The sequence below is a fragment of the Xylanivirga thermophila genome (assembly GCF_004138105.1).
GTDB lineage: Bacteria > Bacillota > Clostridia > Caldicoprobacterales > Xylanivirgaceae > Xylanivirga > Xylanivirga thermophila.
This window is the reverse complement of record NZ_RXHQ01000004.1, coordinates 46,847-67,506: the sequence shown is the minus strand read 5'-3', so window position 1 is coordinate 67,506 and position 20,660 is coordinate 46,847. Positions and strand designations below refer to the sequence as shown.

The window sequence follows — 20,660 nt, the reverse complement described above, 5'->3', positions numbered from 1 at the left end:
GGGGTGTCATATATGGATAACAATCAATATCTAGAAGTGTTTATCGAAGAAGGGGAGGAACATTTACAGAATTTAAATCAGAACATATTAGAGCTTGAGCAAAATCCAGAAGATACTAATATAGTAAATGAGATCTTTCGCTCTGCCCATACATTAAAAGGTATGGCTGCCACTATGGGATTTAATACTATGGCAGAGTTAACCCATACAATGGAAAATGTTTTAGATAAAGTTCGCAATGGTCAGCTATCTATCGATACGGCCATAGTGGATACATTATTTAAATGCTTAGATCTCCTGGAAGATTTTGTACAAAACATAATACAAACTGGCCAGGAAGGCGATAATGATACATCAGAGGTACAAAGTAGGCTTCAGAGTTTCATAGGAGGCAAAGCTGTTAGTACTTCAAATGGAAATATAAAAGTTAAAGATGATAAATATATGCCTAAATTGGATCAATATCAGATTTCTATTATAAACCAGGGCAAAGAACAAGGACTTAATTCCTATTTGATAAAAGTAACTTTGGATAAATCATGTATTATGAAAACTGTACGGGCATATATGGTGTTTAAAGCATTGGAGCAACTTGGGGAAATTGTTCAGAGTACTCCATCAGCTCAAGATTTGGAAAATGAAAATTTTGATGATTGGTTTTCTGTTATACTGCTTACACAATCAAAAAAAGATATTGTTTTAAGTAGCATAAATAGCATATCTGAAATTTCCGATATATCAATAATTGAATTTGACCCTGATAAAATAGCAACATCTACGAATAAATCGGTAAAGAATACTTCTAATAATCAGAAAAAGGCAACTAGCACCTCTAGTGGTAATAGCAATAAACACATAACTAGAAGTATAAAGGTAGATGTTGACAGGCTAGATACACTTATGAATTTAGTTAGTGAGCTTATCATAGTAAAAAATAGCATACAAGGCTTAGAAGAAGTTTCAAGAACACCAAATATGTCTCAACATATGGAGTATCTCAGTAGAGTTACTACTGATTTGCATGATGCAGTAATGAAAGTTAGGATGATACCAGTATCTACAGTATTCAATAGATTTCCTAGGGTAGTAAGGGATCTTGCAAAAAAACTAGATAAAAATATTAAACTCAATATTTCAGGAGAGGAAACCGAGGTAGACCGAACCATAGTTGATGAGATTGGAGATCCACTTATTCATTTGATACGTAATTGTGTAGATCATGGTTTGGAAACTCCGGAGGAGCGGTTAGAGCAAGGAAAACCCGAAGAAGGGAATATATATTTAGAAGCTTATCATGACGGAAATAATGTAGTTATAGAGGTTAAGGATGATGGAAGGGGTATAGATACAGAAAAGGTATCTGAAAAAATATTATCTCTAGGATTAATTACTGCTGAAGAGTTGGAAAAATTAAATGATAATCAAATTATAGAATACTTGTTTCATCCAGGGTTTAGCACGGCACAAAAAGTATCCGATATATCAGGTAGAGGCGTAGGATTGGATGTAGTAAAGACAAAGATTGAATCTTTGGGAGGAATTGTGCAGGTTGAAACAAAAAAGGGTCTTGGTACTAGCTTTATTCTAAAATTGCCCCTTACATTATCAATAATACAGGCATTGTTGGTTGATATTGAAGGAGAAATCTATGCCATACCTCTATCATCTGTAAAAGAAGTTTTAGAATTTTCATCTGATGATTTGAAGTTAATTGATAGGCAAAAGATAATAAACTACAGGGGAAAAGTAATACCATTTATTGACTTAAGCAAAAAACTTGGACTATGTGAAGATATTTCATATGATGGGGATATAACTACTATTATAGCTACTAAAGGCGACAAGTTTATAGCCTTAGCGGTTAGCGACTTAATAGGACAGCAGGAAATAGTTATAAAATCTTTGGGAAAATATCTATCCGATATAGATATCTTTTCCGGTGCCACTATTTTAGGTGATGGTAGTGTTGCCTTGATATTGGATATAAACCATCTGAATTAAAGGAGGTATTCATATGGGAACCTTTATAATTTTTTATATAGATGACAAGATCTATGCATTAAATGTTTTGAATGTTCAATCGATAGAAAGAATGGCAGATATAACTAGGGTGCCTTATAGTACTTCATATATATTAGGAGTTATAAACTTAAGGGGAGAAATTATTCCTGTTATGAGTCTGCGTAAGCGATTAAAGATGGATAGCAAGGAATATGATGATGATACCCGTATTATAATCGCCCAGCATGAAGAACATAAAATTGGGATTATAGTTGATGGAGTAAGGGAAGTTTTAGATATCCCAGACGATATTATCCAACCAGCTTCCGATGTGCTGGAAAATTATGACGGAACATTCATAGACGGTGTTATAAAGCAGCAGGACAAACTATTTTTTAAATTAAACACAAAAAGTTTATTGGGAGTAAAATAGAACATGCCTTTTAATATAGACAAACCAAGTAATATGTATATAGATATCTTGAAGGAAGTTGCAAATATAGGGGCTGGAAGTGCTGCTACATCCCTTTATCAATTGATAAATAAGCCCATTGGTATGAATGTTCCCCAAGTTAATATTATTCCATTCAATAAAATAGAAACTGTTATAGGAGGTGCTGATACCCTAGTAGCTGGTATATATCTGGAGTTTTATGGTGATATAAGTGGTACTATTGTATTTGTTATGGATATTAAATCTGCTAAGAATCTTTCCAGGCTTTTGTTAGAAGATATGTATATAGAAAACGAGTCATTCTCAGACATAGAAATATCGGCTCTTCAAGAAGTAGGTAATATTCTAGCAGGCGCCTATTTATCTGCTTTATCCAAGTTAACTAATCTTACTATAAAGCATTCTGTTCCACAACTGGTTTTTGATATGGTAGGTGCCATATTAAGTGTGCCTATGATAGAGTTTGGGGAGATGGGAGATACATCTTTGTTTATAGAAACAGATTTTGTTGAAGGTTTAAAGAGTATAAAAGGTCATTTTTTCCTTATACCAGATATAAAATCTTATCCCATAATGCTTAAATCTTTAGGAGTTGTTTAAATGGATTATCAGGTAATAAAAGTTGGAATGGCAGATTTAAATGTTACTATCAGCCCAGGTGTTTTAACTACATTAGGACTAGGTTCGTGTGTTGGTATAGGATTATACGATAGTAGAAGAAAAATAGCCGGTTTGGCACACATAATGTTACCATATAACAGACAAAAGGATGTAAATGTAAATTACGCTAAATTTGCTGATACTGGCATTGATGCGTTGATTGAACAAATGCTGCGATTAGGGGCAAGGCAGGAAGATATCACGGCTAAAATTGCAGGTGGAGCTCAGATGTTTTCCTTTAAAAACAAGCCTAATAGCGATATCCTAAAGGTTGGACAAAGAAATGTAGAATCCACTATAGAGTGTTTAAATAAATTAAATATTCCCATATTGGCACAGGATACAGGGGGCAACTATGGTAGAACTGTGGAGCTATATGCTGAAAATGGTGCTTTTATAATAAAAACCATAGCTTATGGGATAAAAGAACTTTAGGATATGGGAGGAGACAGCTAAAACATGGAGAGTGCTGATAAAGTTAATAATCTATGGAAGAGCTATAAATATAGCGGAGATATAAATAAGAGAAATGAACTTATAGTACATTATAGCAGCTTAGTAAAACAGGTTGTTGGTAGAATGAGCGCCAGTTATGCTCCATACATATCAGTTGAAGATTTAATAAGTTATGGTAATTTCGGTCTTATAGATGCAATTGAAAAGTTTGATGAAAACAGGGGCATAAAGTTTGAAACATATGCCACTATTCGAATAAGGGGCTCTATAATAGATCAAATCAGAAAGCAGGATTGGATTCCCAGAAACTTAAGGCAAAAGTCGAAAATTATTGAACAGGAAATGATGAGGCTAGAAGAAAGATTGGGTCGTTCGCCAACGGAAAGTGAATTAGCAAAGGAACTGAATATTTCAAAAGGACAATTAAACCATGTATTAGAACAATTACATTATTTTATGGTAGTATCATTAGATCAATATATAGCAGATACTATATTAGTTGATAACCATCTAGTAGATAAATGCGATAATCCACAGGATATGGCTGAATTAAATGATTTAAGAAGGGTACTTTCAGAAGCTATTGACCAACTAACCGAAAAGGAAAAAACTATTGTAAGTCTATATTATTATGAAGAATTAACATTGAAAGAAATAGGACTCATACTTAATATTTCAGAATCTAGAGTATCACAATTGCACACAAGAGCTCTTATGAAGTTAAAAAATAGATTACTAAGGTTTAAAAATGAGTTATTATATAATTAATTAGTATTATATAAAAATATCCTATATAATTATGAATTAATAGGGTGGAATTTGCTATTGAATTATAGCTTTTACTAGCTATAAAAGGAGGGGGAATATAAATGGATATTAAGAGTGTTGTGGTGCATGGTGATACTTATGATCAAGCATTGGAGAAGGGGGTTGAGTTGTTAGGCGTTACACGGAATGATGTAATAGTAGAGGTTATAGAAGAAGGTCAATGTGTAATGGATGTGGTGCTAAAACCATATAAGCTTCTTATTAAAGCTAAACAAGATGAAGTATTAGATATATACGTAACTGAAAATAAGATGCAGGCTTATGGAAAATTGATCCCTGCAATTGGAGGAAATTCTTTAACTTATAAGGATGTTTTGGATATACTACAAAAAAAAGGCATAATATTTGGGATAGATTATGATGCGATTAAGCAAATGTTAGATAATAGGGAATATAATAGGGAGATACTGATAGCCCAAGGTCAGCCTGTGCAAAATGGACAAGATGGAGATATAAAATATTATATAGAAATCGATAAAAAGGCTACCCCAAAAATAAATGATGATGGGAGTGTAGACTATTATCATCTTGATTTAATAGAAAATGTGAATCAAGGGCAGCTTTTGGCGACCATAATTCCGCCAACTCCGGGGATACCAGGTAAAAATGTTTTAGGACAGGACATAAATTCTAGACCAGGCAAACCAGTTAGGTTATCGAAGGGTAAAAACGTCTATACATCGGACGATGAGCTTAGTCTATTTGCTGCTATAGATGGTAAAGTTGAACTTATCAATAATAAGCTGCATGTCTATAGTGTTTATGAGGTGAAAGGGAATGTTGACAATTCAACAGGCGATATAGATTTTGTAGGCAATGTAATAATATCTGGCAATGTACTCTCGGGTTTTTCCGTAAAGGCGGGAGGAAATATAAAGGTAAACGGGGTAGTTGAAGGTGCTACGTTGATTGCCAGAGGTGATATTGTACTAAAAAATGGTATGCAGGGTATGGGAAAGGGATATATACAGGCCGAAGGGAATGTAGTATCGAGATTCATTGAAAATGGTACTGTAGTATCCCGCGGTAATGTACTATCTGAAGCCATAATGCATAGTAATATAAAGAGTGGGGGACGGATACAGGTAGGAGGAAGAAAGGGATTAATAGTAGGAGGACAAGTAAAAGCAACTAGTGGAATAACAGCCATGACTGTAGGGTCCCCAATGGCTACGTCTACAGTTATGGAAGTTGGAGTAGATCCATCTATAAAGGAAGAGTATTTATTAATAAAAAAAAGTCTAGATGAGAATATAACTGGTTATAATAAAGCGCAACAAGCTTTATCGATTATAGAAAGCTTGGAAAAGATGAATGGGGAGGGCAGTTTACCTCCTAAAAAACAAGTTATAAAACTAAAGGCATTAAATATAAAAAACGAAAGCAAAAGTAAGATCGATGATTTGAAATACAAATTATCTAAATTAGAAGATGCAATGATTGGAACTGGAAATGCCAAAATAAATGTTAGAAAAATGGTGTACCCTGGGGTTATCATATCAATTGGGAATACGTCATTACATGTTCGAGATGATATAGAGTTTGTAACCTTTAAAAATGTAAACGGGGAGATAGTACATACTTCATTCGAAGGTTAATGGGGTGATTGATATGTCTATAAAACCGATAGATTTGCAAATTGTGGTAAACAAAAGCAATGAATATATTCAGGAAGCATATAAAGTTAAATTAAAGCCAGATATAGAGCAACAACAATTTGCACACCAACTGCAACAACAGATAAAAAAGGAAGATACAAACGTAACTTCTACTCATGAAAGTATCTATAATAAAATAGAGCATGATCAGGGTAGAAATACAAGTTTTGGAGACAAAAAAAGAGACAATAACCAAGATAAAGAAGAGGAAAATAACAAAAATAAGTCATTGGAAACGGTAGAGAAAAGTCTATCTGGTAAAGGTCATAATATAGATATTAGAGTTTAAGGAGTGCAACATGGAACATAAGATATTAATCTTTTTTATATTGACGCTAATCGGATTAGTTGTAGGTATAATTATAGCTATAATAGACCGTATGCGTATTTTAGAGTTTGAAAGAAGACTGGAAGAGAAAGAAAATAATGCTTATAATCTGTATGACGACTTAGAAAATCTAATGGAGCAGATGCAAAATATATATTATCAAATTCTTGAGCAATATAATCAGTTAAATGTAGAACATAACAGTAATGGCAAAATAAGTGCACGTGAAAAATTAGATGTTGTGTATAATGAAAATCCATGTTTTGACCAGAAGACTGAAACATTTAGTACACCTGAAGAAAAAGATAATGCTAAAGATAATAAAGAAATATCGGCTACAAGGCAAGATTATGCTATAGACCTTATTGAAAAGGGCTGGAATTTAAAAGATATTGCAAAAGAAATGGATATGAATATGGCAGAAGTAAGATTTATTGCAGAATTAAGCAAATTTAAGGGGAAAAAATAATAAACAATGTGTTGCTTAAACAAAATAGGTATGATATACTACTTACGGTGAAAACACACCCTTTTTGATTGATATGCTGGTGCCAAGATTGGTGGTATATCAAGATGAAGATAGGGGAGGTAATAACTAAGGAGGTGTAGATATGTCAGTTATTTCAATGAAGCAGCTTTTGGAAGCAGGAGTACATTTTGGACATCAGACTCGCCGATGGAATCCTAAAATGGCCCCTTATATATTTACTGAAAGAAATGGTATATATATAATAGACTTACAACAGACTGTAAAGAAAATAGAAGAAGCATATGATTTTGTGCGTGAACTATCTATGGATGGTAAAGACATACTTTTTGTAGGTACTAAGAAACAGGCGCAGGAATCAATAGAGGAAGAAGCTAAAAGATGCGGTATGTTTTATGTTAACCAGAGATGGTTGGGTGGTATGTTGACAAATTTTTCAACAATACGTACACGTATAAACAGGTTGAATGAGCTAAATGAAATGGAAGAAAACGGATCTTTCGATGTATTGCCCAAGAAAGAGGTTATTCAGCTTAAACTAGAAAAAGAAAAGTTAGAGAAAAACTTGGGTGGTATAAAGGATATGCACAATTTACCATCAGCTATATTTATAATTGATCCTAGGAAAGAGCGTATAGCCGTATCTGAAGCCAAGATTTTAGGTATTCCGATTATTGCTATTGTTGATACTAATTGTGATCCAGATGAAATTGATTACGTAATACCTGGAAATGACGATGCAATTAGGGCAGTTAAACTGATTACGTCTAAGATGGCAGATGCCGTGCTTGAAGGCAAACAAGGCGAGCAATTAAGCGAAGAGTAAGAAAAAGGGGGAAGAAAGGGGGCGCACCCCATTCTTCCCTTTATTTTACGATTTCTATCTTGTAGTTATTATAAATCAAGAAATAAGAAGGAGGAATACAATATGATTTCAGCATCGATGGTAAAAGAACTAAGGGAACGTACCGGTGCAGGTATGATGGATTGTAAAAGAGCGCTTGAAGAAACTCAGGGCGATTTAGAAAAGGCAATTGATGTTTTAAGAGAAAAAGGATTAGCCGCTGCTGCTAAAAAATCAAGTCGAATTGCAGCAGAAGGTATTGTAGATTCCTATATTCACGGTAATGGAAGAATAGGCGTACTCGTAGAGGTAAATTGTGAAACGGATTTTGTGGCTAAAACAGATCAGTTTAAGGATTTCGTTAGGGATATTGCTATGCAAATAGCTGCATCTAATCCTCAATATGTAAATCGGGAAGAAGTTCCTCAAGAGATTATTGATAGGGAGAAAGAAGTATTACGGGCCCAGGCGTTAAATGAAGGAAAACCTGAAAAAATAGTTGATAAGATGGTAGAAGGTCGTATTGAAAAGTACTATAAGGAGATTTGTCTCTTGGATCAACCGTTTATAAAGGATCCGGATAAATCAGTTCAGGATATAGTAAATGAACAAATAGCTACTATTGGAGAAAATATATCTATTAGACGCTTTGTACGATATGAAAAAGGTGAAGGTTTGCAGAAGCGTGAATGTGATTTTGCCAGCGAGGTTATGGAACAGATTAAGGGCTAAAAAGGGAACACGTTTGTGTTCTCTTTTTTTGAAAAGGCAGGATATTTGTCTTTTTTGTAGAATTAAATATTTATATATGTGGAGGTAAACTACATGGGCGATAATAACTCAAATAGCAAAGCCGTATATAATAGAGTTGTTATAAAGTTAAGCGGGGAAGCGCTAGCAGGATCAAAAGGTTTTGGAATAGATAATGATGTGTTGGATATGGTGGCAGACCAAATAATAGAAGTATATAATATGGGATTACAGGTAGCAGTAATAGTAGGTGGAGGAAATATATGGCGCGGACGAAGCGGCATAGGAATGGACAGAAGTACTGCTGACTATATGGGGATGTTGGCAACTGTTATAAATGCACTGGCATTACAAGATGCTTTGGAGAATAAAGACATTCAGACTCGGGTACAGACAGCCATAGAGATGAGACAGATAGCTGAACCTTATATTCGTAGGAAGGCAATGAGACATTTGGAAAAAGGTCGAGTTGTGATATTTGCCTGCGGTACTGGTAACCCTTATTTTTCGACAGATACAACGGCGGCTTTGAGGGCAGCAGAGATAGATGCAGAGGTAATACTACTTGCAAAGAATGTAGATGGCGTATATGATGATGATCCAAGAAAGAATCCAAATGCAAAAAAACTAGACTATATAAGTTATATAGATGTTTTAAACAGAGGTTTAAATGTCATGGATACTACAGCTATTTCTCTATGTATGGACAACAAGATACCTATAATAGTATTTGGCTTAGCCGATAACCATAGTATAAGAGATGCTGTTTTAGGCAAAAAGATTGGAACGACAATAGAATGATTTTAATAAACATAAATAATAAAAGGAGGTTGTGGTAATGATTAGCGATTTATTAAACGAAACCAGGGAAAAGATGAATAAGACTGTACAGGTATTAAAATCCGATTTAGCTGGTATAAGGGCAGGAAGGGCTAATTCAAAACTACTGGATAAGATTATGGTTGATTACTATGGGGTGATGACTCCTTTAAATCAGCTAGGAAATATAAGTACTCCAGAACCTCGATTATTAACTATCGCCTTATGGGATACAAAGTTAATACCCGCAGTAGAAAAGGAAATACTTAAATCTGATTTGGGGATAACGCCAACCAATGATGGGCATATAATACGCTTGGTGTTTCCAGAATTGACAGAGGAACGCAGGAAAGAATTGGTAAAACTTATAAATAAAATGGGAGAAGAAAGTAAAATTTCTATTCGTTCTATTAGAAGAGATACTATGGAGCAATTGAAGAAAATGAAAAAGAGTTCTGAGATATCAGAAGACGAACAAAAGGTGGCTGAAAAAGACGTTCAAAAGATAACGGATGAAGCCATAGATAAAATAGACGATGTGCTAAAGGAAAAAGAAAAGGAGATAATGGCAGTCTAAATGATTATTCCTGATTTTTTAGGCTGGCCTATAGATTATGCAGTATATAGGATTAAGAGGGATTTCCCAAATATCAATTATGTAATATCCAAATACAGTTCTCCTTTATCAAAAAAAGATGAGGATGAATGTATGCTTATTGAACGCATAGTTAGGCAAAAATTTGATTCTCAGAGTAATACTTTAGAATTTACTGTATCAGGATTTTTAAGACAGCCAAAGCAGCCTTAGTTTATTCTAAGGCTGCTATTACAGAAAAGAGGAAATATTGGTTATGGGATTTGGCAGATTGTTTTTTAGAAAAAGGTTAAAAAAGAATTCTGATGATAGTTTAATTAAACAGATAAAATCTAGGCCATTACCTACCCACGTTGCTATAATAATGGATGGGAACGGTAGATGGGCCAAGCGCTATGGTCTTCCGCGTGTAGCTGGTCATAGGGAAGGAGTAGAGTCCTTAAGAGAGATAGTAAAGACGAGTTCCAATATCGGCATCCAATATCTAACTGTTTTTGCCTTCTCCACGGAAAACTGGAAAAGACCCCGCTCGGAAGTAGCTGCGCTTATGGAACTCTTGGTAAAATACCTTCGTAGTGAGACGGATGAACTGAATGAGAATAATGTGAAAATTGTTGGATTAGGGGATATTTCTGCATTACCGAAAGAGGCTAAGATGGAGTTATATAAATCTATGAATATAACGAAGGATAATACCGGATTGCAGTTAAATATAGCTTTAAACTATGGGGGACGTGATGAGATAGTTAGGGCAGCAAGACTCATTTCTCAAGATATAATAAATTCTAAAATAACTACTGATGATATAGACGAGGAGCTTTTTAGTAAATATCTATATACAGCAGATATGCCTGATCCAGATCTATTGATTAGAACTAGTGGTGAATGTAGGATCAGTAATTTTCTTTTGTATCAAATAGCATATACTGAAATATGGATTAGTGATAGAAACACCATGTGGCCTGACTTTAATCCTGATTTATATAAAAAAGCGATTTTGAATTATCAGGATAGACAAAGAAGATATGGTGGAATTGCAGCTAAATGAATACCAGAGGGGATGGTCGTGTATGCTGTCAAAGCGTGTAATAAGTGCTATTTTTATTGTTATATATCTAATTTGTATGTTTTATTTTGGTGGTTGGTTTTTTAGATTATCGGCGTTATTATTTGCTATTATTGGAATGCATGAGATTTATACTGCAGCTGAAAACAAAGGGTATAAACCCATAAAATGGCTAGGATATTGTTTTGCTGCAGTTATATTTCTATGTTTTACATTTAATGTGAATATAAAGCTCATACTTATCATTGTGCTATTTACCATTATATGTCTATCTGTTCCTATCTTTAAATTTAATAAATATGATCCCTTGGACTCAGCTTTTACTATAGTTGGTTTTTTATATCCAGGACTGATATTTCTACTTTTTATACCGTTTAATGAGCTTTGCCTACACCGTAGCAGTTTTATATTAATGTTGACATTTCTTGCCACATGGGGTACTGATACTTTTGCCTATTTTTCAGGTATAGCATTTGGTAAGACAAAGCTAATTCCATCCATTAGCCCCAAAAAGACAGTAGAAGGTAGTATTGGTGGTTTTCTTGGTAGCATATTAACTAGTATTGTATTAGGATTAATAGGTAATTATAAATTAGGCATGACATTTACAGTATATAATTATATAATTATAGGTATAATATGCGGTACGCTTTCACAAATAGGTGATCTTGCTGCATCTGTTTTTAAGCGATATTGTGATATAAAAGATTATGGTAAAATATTGCCTGGTCATGGAGGTATTATGGATAGGTTTGATAGTATATTATTTACGGTGCCTGCAATATATTTGTATTTTTTATTATTTTTAGCTTAATAAAGATATATTTTTATATAAAAATTTATGAGGTGTATCTATGAAGAAAAAAATCGCTATATTAGGTTCTACCGGTTCTATAGGGAAACAGGCATTGGATGTTTTATCCCATTATCCAGAATATTATGAAATTGTAGCAATATCTGCACGTCAAAATATCGATCTACTTGAAAAACAGGCAGATTGTTTTAAACCTTCGGCTATAGCGGTAACAGATTGTGATAGAGGAAGAGAATTAAAGGCAAGACTTGATGGCTATGACATAAAGATATATTATGGGGAAGAGTCCCTCGTACATATGATTGAAGAAATGCATATAGACATGGTACTGGTGGCAGTGGTAGGCATATCAGGTCTAAAGGTTACGTTGGCTTCTATTAATAAGGGAATAGATATTGCACTTGCAAACAAGGAGACTATTGTAGCAGGAGGCCAGCTAGTAATGGAGACAGCAAGGCATAAGGGATGCAGTATAATTCCCGTAGATAGTGAGCATTCGGCTATATTTCAATGTATAAATTCATGTAAAAATCATGAAGAAATAAAAAAAGTTCACTTAACTGCTTCTGGAGGACCTTTTAGAGGCTATACAAAAGCAAAGCTTGGAAAGGTAACGGTAGAAGATGCACTTAATCATCCCAATTGGAAAATGGGAAAAAAGGTTACTATTGATTCTGCTACTCTTATGAATAAAGGTTTAGAAGTAATAGAAGCCAAATGGCTTTTTGATATGGAGCCTGATCAAATAAATGTAATAATACATCCCCAGAGTATTATACATTCTATGGTAGAGTATATAGATGGAGCCGTTATTGCTCAATTGGGAAGGGCAGATATGCGAATACCTATATTATATGCCTTTACATTTCCTAGGCGGTTTCCAACTATGACTGAGCCACTTGATTTATTTCAAACAGGTTCTCTAACTTTTGAAAGGCCGGATATTCATACTTTTCCTTGTTTACAACTGGCTTATAGTGCATTGACAATGGGCGGGAGTATGCCGGTTGTATTAAACGCTGCAAATGAGGTAGCGGTAGCTAAATTTTTAAGGGAGGAAATATCTTTTAATCAGATTCCTGTTATAATAGAAAAAGCAATGGGAAAACATAAAATTTTAAATAATCCTAAAATAGATGATATTATATATATAGACAAACAAACAAGATTGTCAATTGGATAATAAGAGGATGGTGCCGAAATATGACAACGATTTTAATTGCGTTGATATTTTTGAGTATAATAGTCATGGTGCATGAATTAGGACATTTTCTAGTAGGAAAAGCAGTGGGTATATATGCAGAAGAATTTTCCATAGGTATGGGGCCAAGATTGCTGAAATTTTCTGGGAAAGAGACGGTATATTCGCTAAGGGCTTTGCCTATAGGAGGGTATGTTAAATTTCTAGGAGAAGACGCTGATAGCAATGAGCCTAGGGCATTTAATAATGTTTCACTTTGGAAACGAGCTATGGTTCTAGTAGCAGGTCCGCTTATGAATTTTGTATTGGCCATATTGTTATTTTCCATTATGTTTATGTCTTTTGGTATATATATACCTACCCCTACTATAGAGAAGGTTGTAAAAGATAGTGCTGCAGCACAGGCTGGAATGGTGTCTGGAGATAGGATCATAGCAGTTAATAATCAAAGCATAAAAGATATGGATGATCAGAAGGCAGTTGAAAAAGTACGTGATATAATATCAAAAAGTAATTCTAAGCCTTTAACCATTACTATATTGCGAAATGGGGAAAGTATGAATATGGAGGTTATTCCCCAATATAATGAAAAAGCCAAAGCATACCTAATAGGTATTGAGTTTGGATTAATCCCTAAACGCCTAAATTTTTTTAGCGCTGTAGGATTATCTATAAAGCAAACGGGCAAGATTATAGTTATGATGATACAAATGTTGGGAAATTTATTGTTTAAACATGAAAATCTTAATCAAGTAATGGGACCAGTAGGTATTGTAGGTGAAATAGGTAAGGCAGCCAAGCAAGGAGTAGAACAGCTTTTAGGCCTGGGTATTGTAATTAGTACAAATTTGGGTATTATAAATTTAATACCTTTCCCTGCATTAGATGGTGGGCGTTTACTTTTGATAATAATTGAAGCTGTGCGTGGCAAGCCGATGAATCCTGAGAAAGAAGGTTATATAAACCTTATTGGTTTTGCCTTACTTATGCTGCTCATGATATTGGTTACTTTTCAGGATATAACTCGATAGATAAAGGCGTGATTTGAAATGAAACGTAGAGAAACCTTAAAGGTATCGGTTGGTAATATTGAAATAGGAGGAACTTCTCCTATTTCAATCCAATCTATGACAAATACAGATACAAAAGATATAAAGGCCACATTAAATCAAGTATTAGATCTAGAAAAATGTGGGTGTGATATTGTAAGGTTAGCAATATATGATGAAGCATGTCTAGACACGATTTCCGTCATAAAAAAATATACGAATATACCATTAGTTGCAGATATACATTTTGACTATAGATTAGCTGTAGGTTCGATAGAAAACGGCATAGATAAAATTCGTATAAACCCAGGTAATATTGGTTCTATGGAACGAGTAAAGACTGTGGTTGACGCTGCTAGAGCAAATAACGTGCCTATACGTATAGGCGTAAATAGTGGATCGTTAAAAAAGGAAATATTAAACGAATACGGTAATACAGCTCAAGCTTTAGCTGAAAGTGCGCTAGAACATGTATTGATATTAGAAAAAATGGGGTATTATAATACTGTTATTTCACTTAAATCATCAGATGTTAACAAAACTGTAGAGGCATATAGATATATTAGTCAGAAGGTAAATTATCCATTGCATTTGGGTGTTACAGAAGCAGGCACGCCAAGGCAGGGAATAGTAAAGTCATCTATTGGCATTGGTAGTTTATTATTAGATGGAATAGGGGATACAATAAGAGTATCACTAACTGCCTCTCCAATAGAAGAAGTTGAAACAGGAAAAGAAATTTTAAAATCATTGGGATTAAAAAAGCAGGGCATAGAGATTATTTCCTGTCCTACATGTGGTAGATGTAATATTGACTTGATTAATCTAGCTAATCAAGTGGAAAAGAATATCAAAGATATAAAAACATCTATAAAAGTAGCTGTGATGGGATGTGCAGTGAATGGTCCTGGTGAGGCTAAAGAGGCAGATATAGGAATTGCCGGGGGTAAGGGTACTGTTGTTCTATTTAAAAAAGGACAGATAATAGGGACATTTCCTCAAGAGAAGGCAGTTGATACCCTAGTGTCCAACATCCGGGAGATGATAAAAGATGGAGATATCAGCGGTAATACCGGCATATAATGAAGGACTACATCTAAGTAGCGTTTTACAAGCTCTTATAGATGTACAGCAAGTGCAGGAAATTATAGTTGTAAGTGATGGATCTACAGATAATACTGTTCAAATAGCACAGGGCTTTGGGGTTGATACAATAGTATTAGAAAAAAATTATGGCAAGGGATTTGCCATGAAAAAGGGCGTAGAAAAGGCGAAAGGACAGGGCGTATTATTTTTAGATGCAGACTTAATTGGCATGCAAACCTATCATATAAAGCAGCTTATTATACCAGTATATGAAGGATATGCAGATATGACGGTAGGTGTATTTCAATCAGGTCGAGGTGCTACTGATGTAGCACAAAAATTAGCGCCATGTTTGAGCGGCCAGAGGCTTCTAAAACGATATATTTTAGAAGGATTGTGCGAAAAGGATTGGGAAACAGGATTTGGCATAGAAATGGTGATAACCAGAAATGCAAAACAAAATAGTTCTAGGATAATCGAAGTTCCATTATTTGGTGTTACCCATTCTATGAAGGAAGAAAAAATGGGTATATCTAAAGGTCTTGCAGCACGATTTAAAATGTATTGGGAAATAGCCAAGGAAATCACTAGATAACGTGTCTGCCATCTTGTGTATGAGGGGAGGGTTTAAAAGAATGAGTAACTTGCCAAAATTATTTTATGAAAAGGGCAAAAAATGGCCCCAATATGTTACTTTGGATAAAACGGTGGTCTATAAAAAAGAAAGGCGATGGGAAATTTATCTAAAAAGTTCTCAGTATATCGAAAAAACAAAATTTTACAAATTACAAGAAAGTATAAAAGAAACATTGCCTGAAATAGGACAAGTGGATATTAAGATTTGTTATCCTAATAAAATTGAGATTTTAAAAGAATCTTTTGATGATTATTGGGATATTTTGATACAAGATATTAAATGTCATATTCCCTCCTGTGGCCCATGGATTGATAGTTGCTATGGTTCCATAAAAGACGATGAAATATACATACTGGTTGATAATCCGGTTGCTATGGAGTTTTTTAAATTCAAAGAACTGGATCATTATATAAGGGACTGTATATATCAGACTTTTAGATGGCATATCCCCGTAAAGCTGAAACTTCGAACTGATAGTAATATAGAAGAGCATAATCAGCAGTATATAGCAGAACGAGAGCATGAGACAAAGGAAATACTTGATAACATAGCCTGCAAAATTAAATATGAACAGGAAGCAATAGAATCTGGGAATAAAAGAGATAATGGGGACAATACCCAAAGTGAGGTAATATTTGGTAAATTAATAAAGGATCCGCCTATCCATATAAATGAATTGTCAGATGAACATGATAAGATAACTATAGATGGGAAAATTTTTGATATTGAAGTTAGAGATATAAGAAACAATAAAAAACTAATCTCTATAGATATTACTGATTACACAAACTCTATTACTATAAAGTTATTCTGTGATAATGATAAATCAGATGGAATATTGGCAGGTTTAAAAAAAGATGTGTGGATAAGGGTATATGGTAAATATCAATATGATAAATTTCAACATGAAATGATAATAATGGCGAATAGTATCATGTCTATTTCTCCAAAGGAACGATATGATACTTCAGATGAAAAAAGGGTAGAACTACATCTTCATACACAAATGAGTTCAATGGACGCTATATCCCCTGCAAAGGCTTTAATTGAGCGGGCTGCAAAGTGGGGTCATCCAGCTATAGCTATTACAGATCATGGGGTAGTACAAGCCTTTCCAGAAGCTTACGATGCAGCCAGCAAATATGGAATAAAAGTTATCTATGGGGTGGAAGCCTATTTGATCAATGACTGCAAGCCCCTTATAACAAATAGTAATAATCAGGACTTTAACCAGACTTTTGTAGTACTAGATATAGAAACTACAGGCCTTGATCCGAGGAATGACCAGATAACAGAAATTGGTGCTGTAAAGATAAAAAACAAAAAAGTTATTGATACCTTTAAAACTTTTGTAAATCCAGAAAAGCTAATACCTGAGAAAATAACAAAATTAACAGGTATTACTGATGATATGGTCAAAGATGCACCTACAATTGATACGGTAATGCCAGAATTTAAAGCATTTTTTTCGGATGCTCCTTTAGTAGCCCATAATGCTAGCTTTGATATAGGATTTATAAAAGAAAAATGCAAGAAAATTAATGTCGAAATAAAAAACCCCATTGTTGATACGTTAACCTTGTCAAGGGAATTACTTAAGGACATAAAAAAACATAAGCTTGATATAGTTGCAAAGCGTCTTGGGGTTCAGCTAGAAAATCATCATAGAGCTTTAGATGATGCTAAAGCTACTGCTGATATATTGATAAAATTATTTGGAATGCTGGAGCAAAGAGGAATAAATAATCTTAATGCCATAAATCATACAATAAATAAGATTAGCAATTTAAATGGATTGGAGAATAACCATGCGGTTATTTTGGTAAAGAATCAAACAGGACTTAGAAACCTATATATATTAGTTTCAAAATCCCATCTTGACTATTTTTATAGAAAGCCGAGAATTCCAAAAAGTTTGCTTATGCAATATAGGGAGGGACTTATTATAGGTTCAGGTTGTGAAGCTGGTGAATTATATAAGTCCATTTTACGAGGAAAATCAGAAGATGTAATATATGAAATTGCTAGTTTTTATGACTATTTAGAGATACAGCCACTAGGCAATAATGAATATTTGTTGAGGGAAGAGCAGGTAGAAAATATAGATGCATTGAAGGATATAAATAGGCAGATTGTTCATATAGGAGAGCAGATGGAAAAACCTGTAGTAGCTACGGGAGATGTCCATTTTTTAGATCCCTATGACGAATATTACAGAAGAATATTAATGCATGGCCAGGGGTTTAGCGATGCAGATTTTCAAGCACCATTATATTTTAAAACTACCCAGGAAATGTTGAATGAATTTGATTATCTTGGGGAACAAAAGTCCCGTGAAGTGGTTATTTATAATCCACGAGCTATTGCAGATAAAATAGATAATGTAAAACCAATACCTGATGAGCTTTATCCGCCAGAGATTCCAGGTGCTGAAGAGGAAATTTCTACAAAAGCTATACAAAAGGCAAAGGATATATATGGGGATCCATTACCTGAAATAGTACAAAAGCGTTTAGATAAAGAATTAAATTCCATAATAAATAATGGTTTTGCAGTTTTGTATCTAATCGCCCATAAATTAGTAAAAAAATCCCTTAGTGATGGATATTTGGTAGGTTCAAGAGGATCTGTAGGTTCTTCTTTTGTTGCTACAATGACTGATATAACGGAGGTAAATCCTCTCCCGCCACACTATGTATGTCCAAACTGTAAACATTCTGATTTTGATATAGATGTTTCCAAATATGATTGTGGTGCAGATTTACCAGATAAAGACTGTCCTATATGCGGGACCCCTTATAATAAAAATGGATTTGATATACCGTTCGAAGTATTTTTAGGATTTAAGGGCGACAAAGTACCTGATATAGACTTAAACTTTTCAGGTGATTATCAACCAGTTGCCCATAAATATACTGAAGAACTCTTTGGAGTAGGTCATGTATTTAGGGCAGGTACCATTGGTACTATAGCTGAAAAGACGGCTTATGGCTTTGTTAGAAAATATTTGGATGAAAAAGAAATAAAAGCTAATAATGCAGAAACTAAGCGTTTAGTCAATGGATGTACCGGCATAAAACGAACTACAGGTCAGCATCCTGGAGGAGTCATGGTTGTCCCGAAGAATAATGAAATATTTCAATTTTCCCCCATACAATATCCTGCTGATGCAAAAGATTCGGGTGTTATTACCACTCATTTTGATTATCATTCAATAAGTAGCCGTTTAGTAAAATTGGATATACTGGGTCATGATGATCCAACTGTAATTAGAATGCTAGAAGATTTAACTGGAATAGATGCACGGAGTATCCCTATAGGTGAAAAAAAGACTATGGCATTATTTTCAGGCACTGATTCGCTAGGGGTATCGGCGGAAGAAATTAATTGTCCAGTTGGGACTTTAGGTATCCCGGAATTTGGGACGAAATTTGTTCGTCAAATGCTTGTAGATACTACCCCAACAACATTTGCCGAGCTTATAAGAATAAGCGGATTATCACATGGTACTGATGTATGGTTAAATAATGCTCAGGATCTCATAAGGGATGGCGTAGCAGAGCTATCGGAGGTTATATGTACTAGGGATGATATAATGCTTTCTCTTATTCAAATGGGCGTAGAGCCTACAAAAGCATTTAAAATAATGGAGAGTGTTCGTAAGGGCAGAGGTCTAACCGATGATTTTGAACAAGAAATGATAAAAAATAAAGTGCCCGACTGGTTTATAGATTCATGTAAGAAAATAAAATACATGTTTCCTAAGGCACATGCTGCTGCATATGTAATCATGGCCTTCAGAATTGCATATTTTAAAGTATATTACCCAGAAGCCTTTTATGCTACTTATTTCACAGTTAGAGCAGATGATTTTGATTTAGAATTAGTACTAAAAGGGAAGGAAGAAGTAAGAAAAACTATAAAAGAGCTAGAACAAAAGGGTAATGAGATCTCTACTAAAGAAAAAGGATTGTTAACAGTACTAGAAATAGTTTTAGAGATGTACTGTAGGGGGATCGAATTTTTACCAGTAGATTTGTATAATTCTGACGCAGTAAAGTTTGTAATTACAGATAAAGGTATAAGACCGCCTTTTAATTCTTTGCCAGGCATAGGCATCAATGCAGCCAAAAGCATAGTTGCTGCCAGAGATGAGGCAGATTTTATATCAATAGAAGATTTTAGGCAAAGGTCAAAGGTATCTAAAAGTGTTGTTGAAATTCTGCAAAATCATGGCGCATTAGATGGATTGCCTGAAACGAGCCAGATTTCTTTATTTAGTATTGCATTTGATTAAACTAGATGATATACTATTATGTGGTGTTAATAGACTTTGCTTATTGATAGAGTGGGGATCCCCACTCTTTCCTATTATTAAAAACAAGTTTGTTGGAGACAATAAAGACGAACTATCTGAGTAAAAGCGAGGGGACTAATATGGCAAAATCAAAAACGGAAGAACTAGCTAAGCAGCTATCTGAACCTATATTAGATCAACTAGGATATGAGTTGGTAGATATAGAGTATAAAAAAGAAGGAGGCAGCTGGTTTTTACGATTTTATATAGATAAGAATGGTGGCATAACTATAGATGACTGTCAGAATTTTAGTGAGCGTATAAGCAAAGTGTTTGACGAAGTTGATCCCATACCTAATCAGTACTATTTGGAAGTATCATCTCCAGGGCTTGATAGGCCGCTTAAACGTGACAAGGATTTTGAACAGTATAAGGGATATAAGGTAGATCTAAAACTTTACAAACCAATAAATGGGATGAAAAAGTATTCTGGTGAACTGGTCGGATTAGAAGAAGGTAACATTATTGTCATTAAGGATAATAATAATATTTTAAGTTTTAATAGACAAGATGTTGCTATTATCCGCTTAGCTATAGAGTTTTAAATGGAAATCTAAGGAGGACTATATA

Annotated in this window: 21 protein-coding genes; all 21 read left to right on the top strand. The window is 34.3% G+C overall.

The genetic code is table 11. From position 1 onward, the window contains the following. Positions 1-12 precede the first annotated feature (12 nt). The 21 genes from EJN67_RS03535 to rimP all read left to right on the top strand — a co-directional run bounded on the left by EJN67_RS03535 (position 13) and on the right by rimP (position 20,635). Entirely contained in the window at positions 13-2,001 is a 1,989-nt protein-coding gene (locus EJN67_RS03535; protein ID WP_129722475.1) for a chemotaxis protein CheA, read from the top strand. Between the two features lie 13 nt (positions 2,002-2,014). Next, the gene (locus EJN67_RS03530; protein WP_129722473.1) at positions 2,015-2,434 is read left to right on the top strand and encodes a chemotaxis protein CheW; all 420 of its coding nucleotides are present in this window, start codon (positions 2,015-2,017) and stop codon (positions 2,432-2,434) included. Positions 2,435-2,437: 3 nt separating this feature from the next. Continuing rightward, complete coding sequence (locus EJN67_RS03525; RefSeq protein ID WP_129722470.1) at positions 2,438-3,055, top strand: chemotaxis protein CheC; 618 nt, start codon at positions 2,438-2,440, stop codon at positions 3,053-3,055. Beyond that, complete coding sequence (locus EJN67_RS03520) at positions 3,056-3,550, top strand: chemotaxis protein CheD (RefSeq protein ID WP_129722467.1); 495 nt, start codon at positions 3,056-3,058, stop codon at positions 3,548-3,550. It abuts the gene before it with no gap. 24 nt (positions 3,551-3,574) lie between these two features. Continuing rightward, positions 3,575-4,339, top strand: a complete 765-nt coding sequence (locus EJN67_RS03515; RefSeq protein ID WP_129722464.1) for a FliA/WhiG family RNA polymerase sigma factor — start codon at positions 3,575-3,577, stop codon at positions 4,337-4,339. 101 nt (positions 4,340-4,440) lie between these two features. Continuing rightward, positions 4,441-5,997, top strand: a complete 1,557-nt coding sequence (locus EJN67_RS03510) for a FapA family protein (RefSeq protein ID WP_129722461.1) — start codon at positions 4,441-4,443, stop codon at positions 5,995-5,997. Positions 5,998-6,010: 13 nt separating this feature from the next. After that, positions 6,011-6,346: a hypothetical protein gene (locus EJN67_RS03505; protein ID WP_129722458.1), complete on the top strand. Its 336-nt coding sequence runs from the start codon at positions 6,011-6,013 to the stop codon at positions 6,344-6,346. Between the two features lie 10 nt (positions 6,347-6,356). Next, on the top strand, positions 6,357-6,854 hold the full coding sequence (locus EJN67_RS03500) for a hypothetical protein (protein WP_129722455.1): 498 nt from the start codon (positions 6,357-6,359) through the stop codon (positions 6,852-6,854). A 142-nt stretch (positions 6,855-6,996) separates the two neighbouring features. Beyond that, positions 6,997-7,698: a 30S ribosomal protein S2 gene (rpsB, locus tag EJN67_RS03495; RefSeq protein WP_129722452.1), complete on the top strand. Its 702-nt coding sequence runs from the start codon at positions 6,997-6,999 to the stop codon at positions 7,696-7,698. A gap of 102 nt (positions 7,699-7,800) precedes the next feature. Then, positions 7,801-8,448, top strand: coding sequence for a translation elongation factor Ts (tsf, locus tag EJN67_RS03490; RefSeq protein WP_129722449.1), 648 nt, complete (start codon positions 7,801-7,803; stop codon positions 8,446-8,448). A gap of 93 nt (positions 8,449-8,541) precedes the next feature. Continuing rightward, the gene (pyrH, locus tag EJN67_RS03485; RefSeq protein WP_129722446.1) at positions 8,542-9,267 is read left to right on the top strand and encodes a UMP kinase; all 726 of its coding nucleotides are present in this window, start codon (positions 8,542-8,544) and stop codon (positions 9,265-9,267) included. A gap of 37 nt (positions 9,268-9,304) precedes the next feature. Beyond that, complete coding sequence (gene frr / locus EJN67_RS03480; RefSeq protein ID WP_129722443.1) at positions 9,305-9,862, top strand: ribosome recycling factor; 558 nt, start codon at positions 9,305-9,307, stop codon at positions 9,860-9,862. Further along, entirely contained in the window at positions 9,863-10,093 is a 231-nt protein-coding gene (locus EJN67_RS03475) for a hypothetical protein (protein WP_129722440.1), read from the top strand. Between the two features lie 43 nt (positions 10,094-10,136). Beyond that, positions 10,137-10,928: an isoprenyl transferase gene (locus EJN67_RS03470; protein ID WP_129722437.1), complete on the top strand. Its 792-nt coding sequence runs from the start codon at positions 10,137-10,139 to the stop codon at positions 10,926-10,928. Positions 10,929-10,950: 22 nt separating this feature from the next. Beyond that, positions 10,951-11,760, top strand: coding sequence for a phosphatidate cytidylyltransferase (locus tag EJN67_RS03465; RefSeq protein WP_165000708.1), 810 nt, complete (start codon positions 10,951-10,953; stop codon positions 11,758-11,760). Positions 11,761-11,800: 40 nt separating this feature from the next. Next, positions 11,801-12,943: a 1-deoxy-D-xylulose-5-phosphate reductoisomerase gene (locus EJN67_RS03460; protein ID WP_129722432.1), complete on the top strand. Its 1,143-nt coding sequence runs from the start codon at positions 11,801-11,803 to the stop codon at positions 12,941-12,943. A gap of 20 nt (positions 12,944-12,963) precedes the next feature. Next, positions 12,964-13,992 carry an RIP metalloprotease RseP gene (gene rseP / locus EJN67_RS03455; RefSeq protein WP_129722430.1) on the top strand — a complete coding sequence of 343 codons (1,029 nt, stop codon included), beginning with the start codon at positions 12,964-12,966 and terminating at the stop codon, positions 13,990-13,992. An 18-nt stretch (positions 13,993-14,010) separates the two neighbouring features. Then, on the top strand, positions 14,011-15,093 hold the full coding sequence (ispG, locus tag EJN67_RS03450) for a flavodoxin-dependent (E)-4-hydroxy-3-methylbut-2-enyl-diphosphate synthase (protein WP_129722427.1): 1,083 nt from the start codon (positions 14,011-14,013) through the stop codon (positions 15,091-15,093). Next, positions 15,062-15,691 carry a glycosyltransferase family 2 protein gene (locus EJN67_RS03445; protein WP_129722424.1) on the top strand — a complete coding sequence of 210 codons (630 nt, stop codon included), beginning with the start codon at positions 15,062-15,064 and terminating at the stop codon, positions 15,689-15,691. Before ispG ends, EJN67_RS03445 begins: the two co-directional genes overlap by 32 nt. A 40-nt stretch (positions 15,692-15,731) precedes the next feature. Beyond that, complete coding sequence (locus EJN67_RS03440; protein ID WP_165000707.1) at positions 15,732-20,030, top strand: PolC-type DNA polymerase III; 4,299 nt, start codon at positions 15,732-15,734, stop codon at positions 20,028-20,030. A 140-nt stretch (positions 20,031-20,170) separates the two neighbouring features. Then, positions 20,171-20,635 carry a ribosome maturation factor RimP gene (gene rimP / locus EJN67_RS03435; protein ID WP_129722417.1) on the top strand — a complete coding sequence of 155 codons (465 nt, stop codon included), beginning with the start codon at positions 20,171-20,173 and terminating at the stop codon, positions 20,633-20,635. Positions 20,636-20,660 lie beyond the last annotated feature (25 nt).

Bases quoted from the DNA above. Each gene is read 5' to 3' on its own strand.
- EJN67_RS03535 (WP_129722475.1), top strand. From the start codon at position 13: ATGGATAACAATCAATATCTAGAAGTGTTTATCGAAGAAGGGGAGGAA.
- EJN67_RS03530 (WP_129722473.1), top strand. From the start codon at position 2,015: ATGGGAACCTTTATAATTTTTTATATAGATGACAAGATCTATGCATTA.
- EJN67_RS03525 (WP_129722470.1), top strand. From the start codon at position 2,438: ATGCCTTTTAATATAGACAAACCAAGTAATATGTATATAGATATCTTG.
- EJN67_RS03520 (WP_129722467.1), top strand. From the start codon at position 3,056: ATGGATTATCAGGTAATAAAAGTTGGAATGGCAGATTTAAATGTTACT.
- EJN67_RS03515 (WP_129722464.1), top strand. From the start codon at position 3,575: ATGGAGAGTGCTGATAAAGTTAATAATCTATGGAAGAGCTATAAATAT.
- EJN67_RS03510 (WP_129722461.1), top strand. From the start codon at position 4,441: ATGGATATTAAGAGTGTTGTGGTGCATGGTGATACTTATGATCAAGCA.
- EJN67_RS03505 (WP_129722458.1), top strand. From the start codon at position 6,011: ATGTCTATAAAACCGATAGATTTGCAAATTGTGGTAAACAAAAGCAAT.
- EJN67_RS03500 (WP_129722455.1), top strand. From the start codon at position 6,357: ATGGAACATAAGATATTAATCTTTTTTATATTGACGCTAATCGGATTA.
- rpsB (WP_129722452.1), top strand. From the start codon at position 6,997: ATGTCAGTTATTTCAATGAAGCAGCTTTTGGAAGCAGGAGTACATTTT.
- tsf (WP_129722449.1), top strand. From the start codon at position 7,801: ATGATTTCAGCATCGATGGTAAAAGAACTAAGGGAACGTACCGGTGCA.
- pyrH (WP_129722446.1), top strand. From the start codon at position 8,542: ATGGGCGATAATAACTCAAATAGCAAAGCCGTATATAATAGAGTTGTT.
- frr (WP_129722443.1), top strand. From the start codon at position 9,305: ATGATTAGCGATTTATTAAACGAAACCAGGGAAAAGATGAATAAGACT.
- EJN67_RS03475 (WP_129722440.1), top strand. From the start codon at position 9,863: ATGATTATTCCTGATTTTTTAGGCTGGCCTATAGATTATGCAGTATAT.
- EJN67_RS03470 (WP_129722437.1), top strand. From the start codon at position 10,137: ATGGGATTTGGCAGATTGTTTTTTAGAAAAAGGTTAAAAAAGAATTCT.
- EJN67_RS03465 (WP_165000708.1), top strand. From the start codon at position 10,951: ATGCTGTCAAAGCGTGTAATAAGTGCTATTTTTATTGTTATATATCTA.
- EJN67_RS03460 (WP_129722432.1), top strand. From the start codon at position 11,801: ATGAAGAAAAAAATCGCTATATTAGGTTCTACCGGTTCTATAGGGAAA.
- rseP (WP_129722430.1), top strand. From the start codon at position 12,964: ATGACAACGATTTTAATTGCGTTGATATTTTTGAGTATAATAGTCATG.
- ispG (WP_129722427.1), top strand. From the start codon at position 14,011: ATGAAACGTAGAGAAACCTTAAAGGTATCGGTTGGTAATATTGAAATA.
- EJN67_RS03445 (WP_129722424.1), top strand. From the start codon at position 15,062: ATGGAGATATCAGCGGTAATACCGGCATATAATGAAGGACTACATCTA.
- EJN67_RS03440 (WP_165000707.1), top strand. From the start codon at position 15,732: ATGAGTAACTTGCCAAAATTATTTTATGAAAAGGGCAAAAAATGGCCC.
- rimP (WP_129722417.1), top strand. From the start codon at position 20,171: ATGGCAAAATCAAAAACGGAAGAACTAGCTAAGCAGCTATCTGAACCT.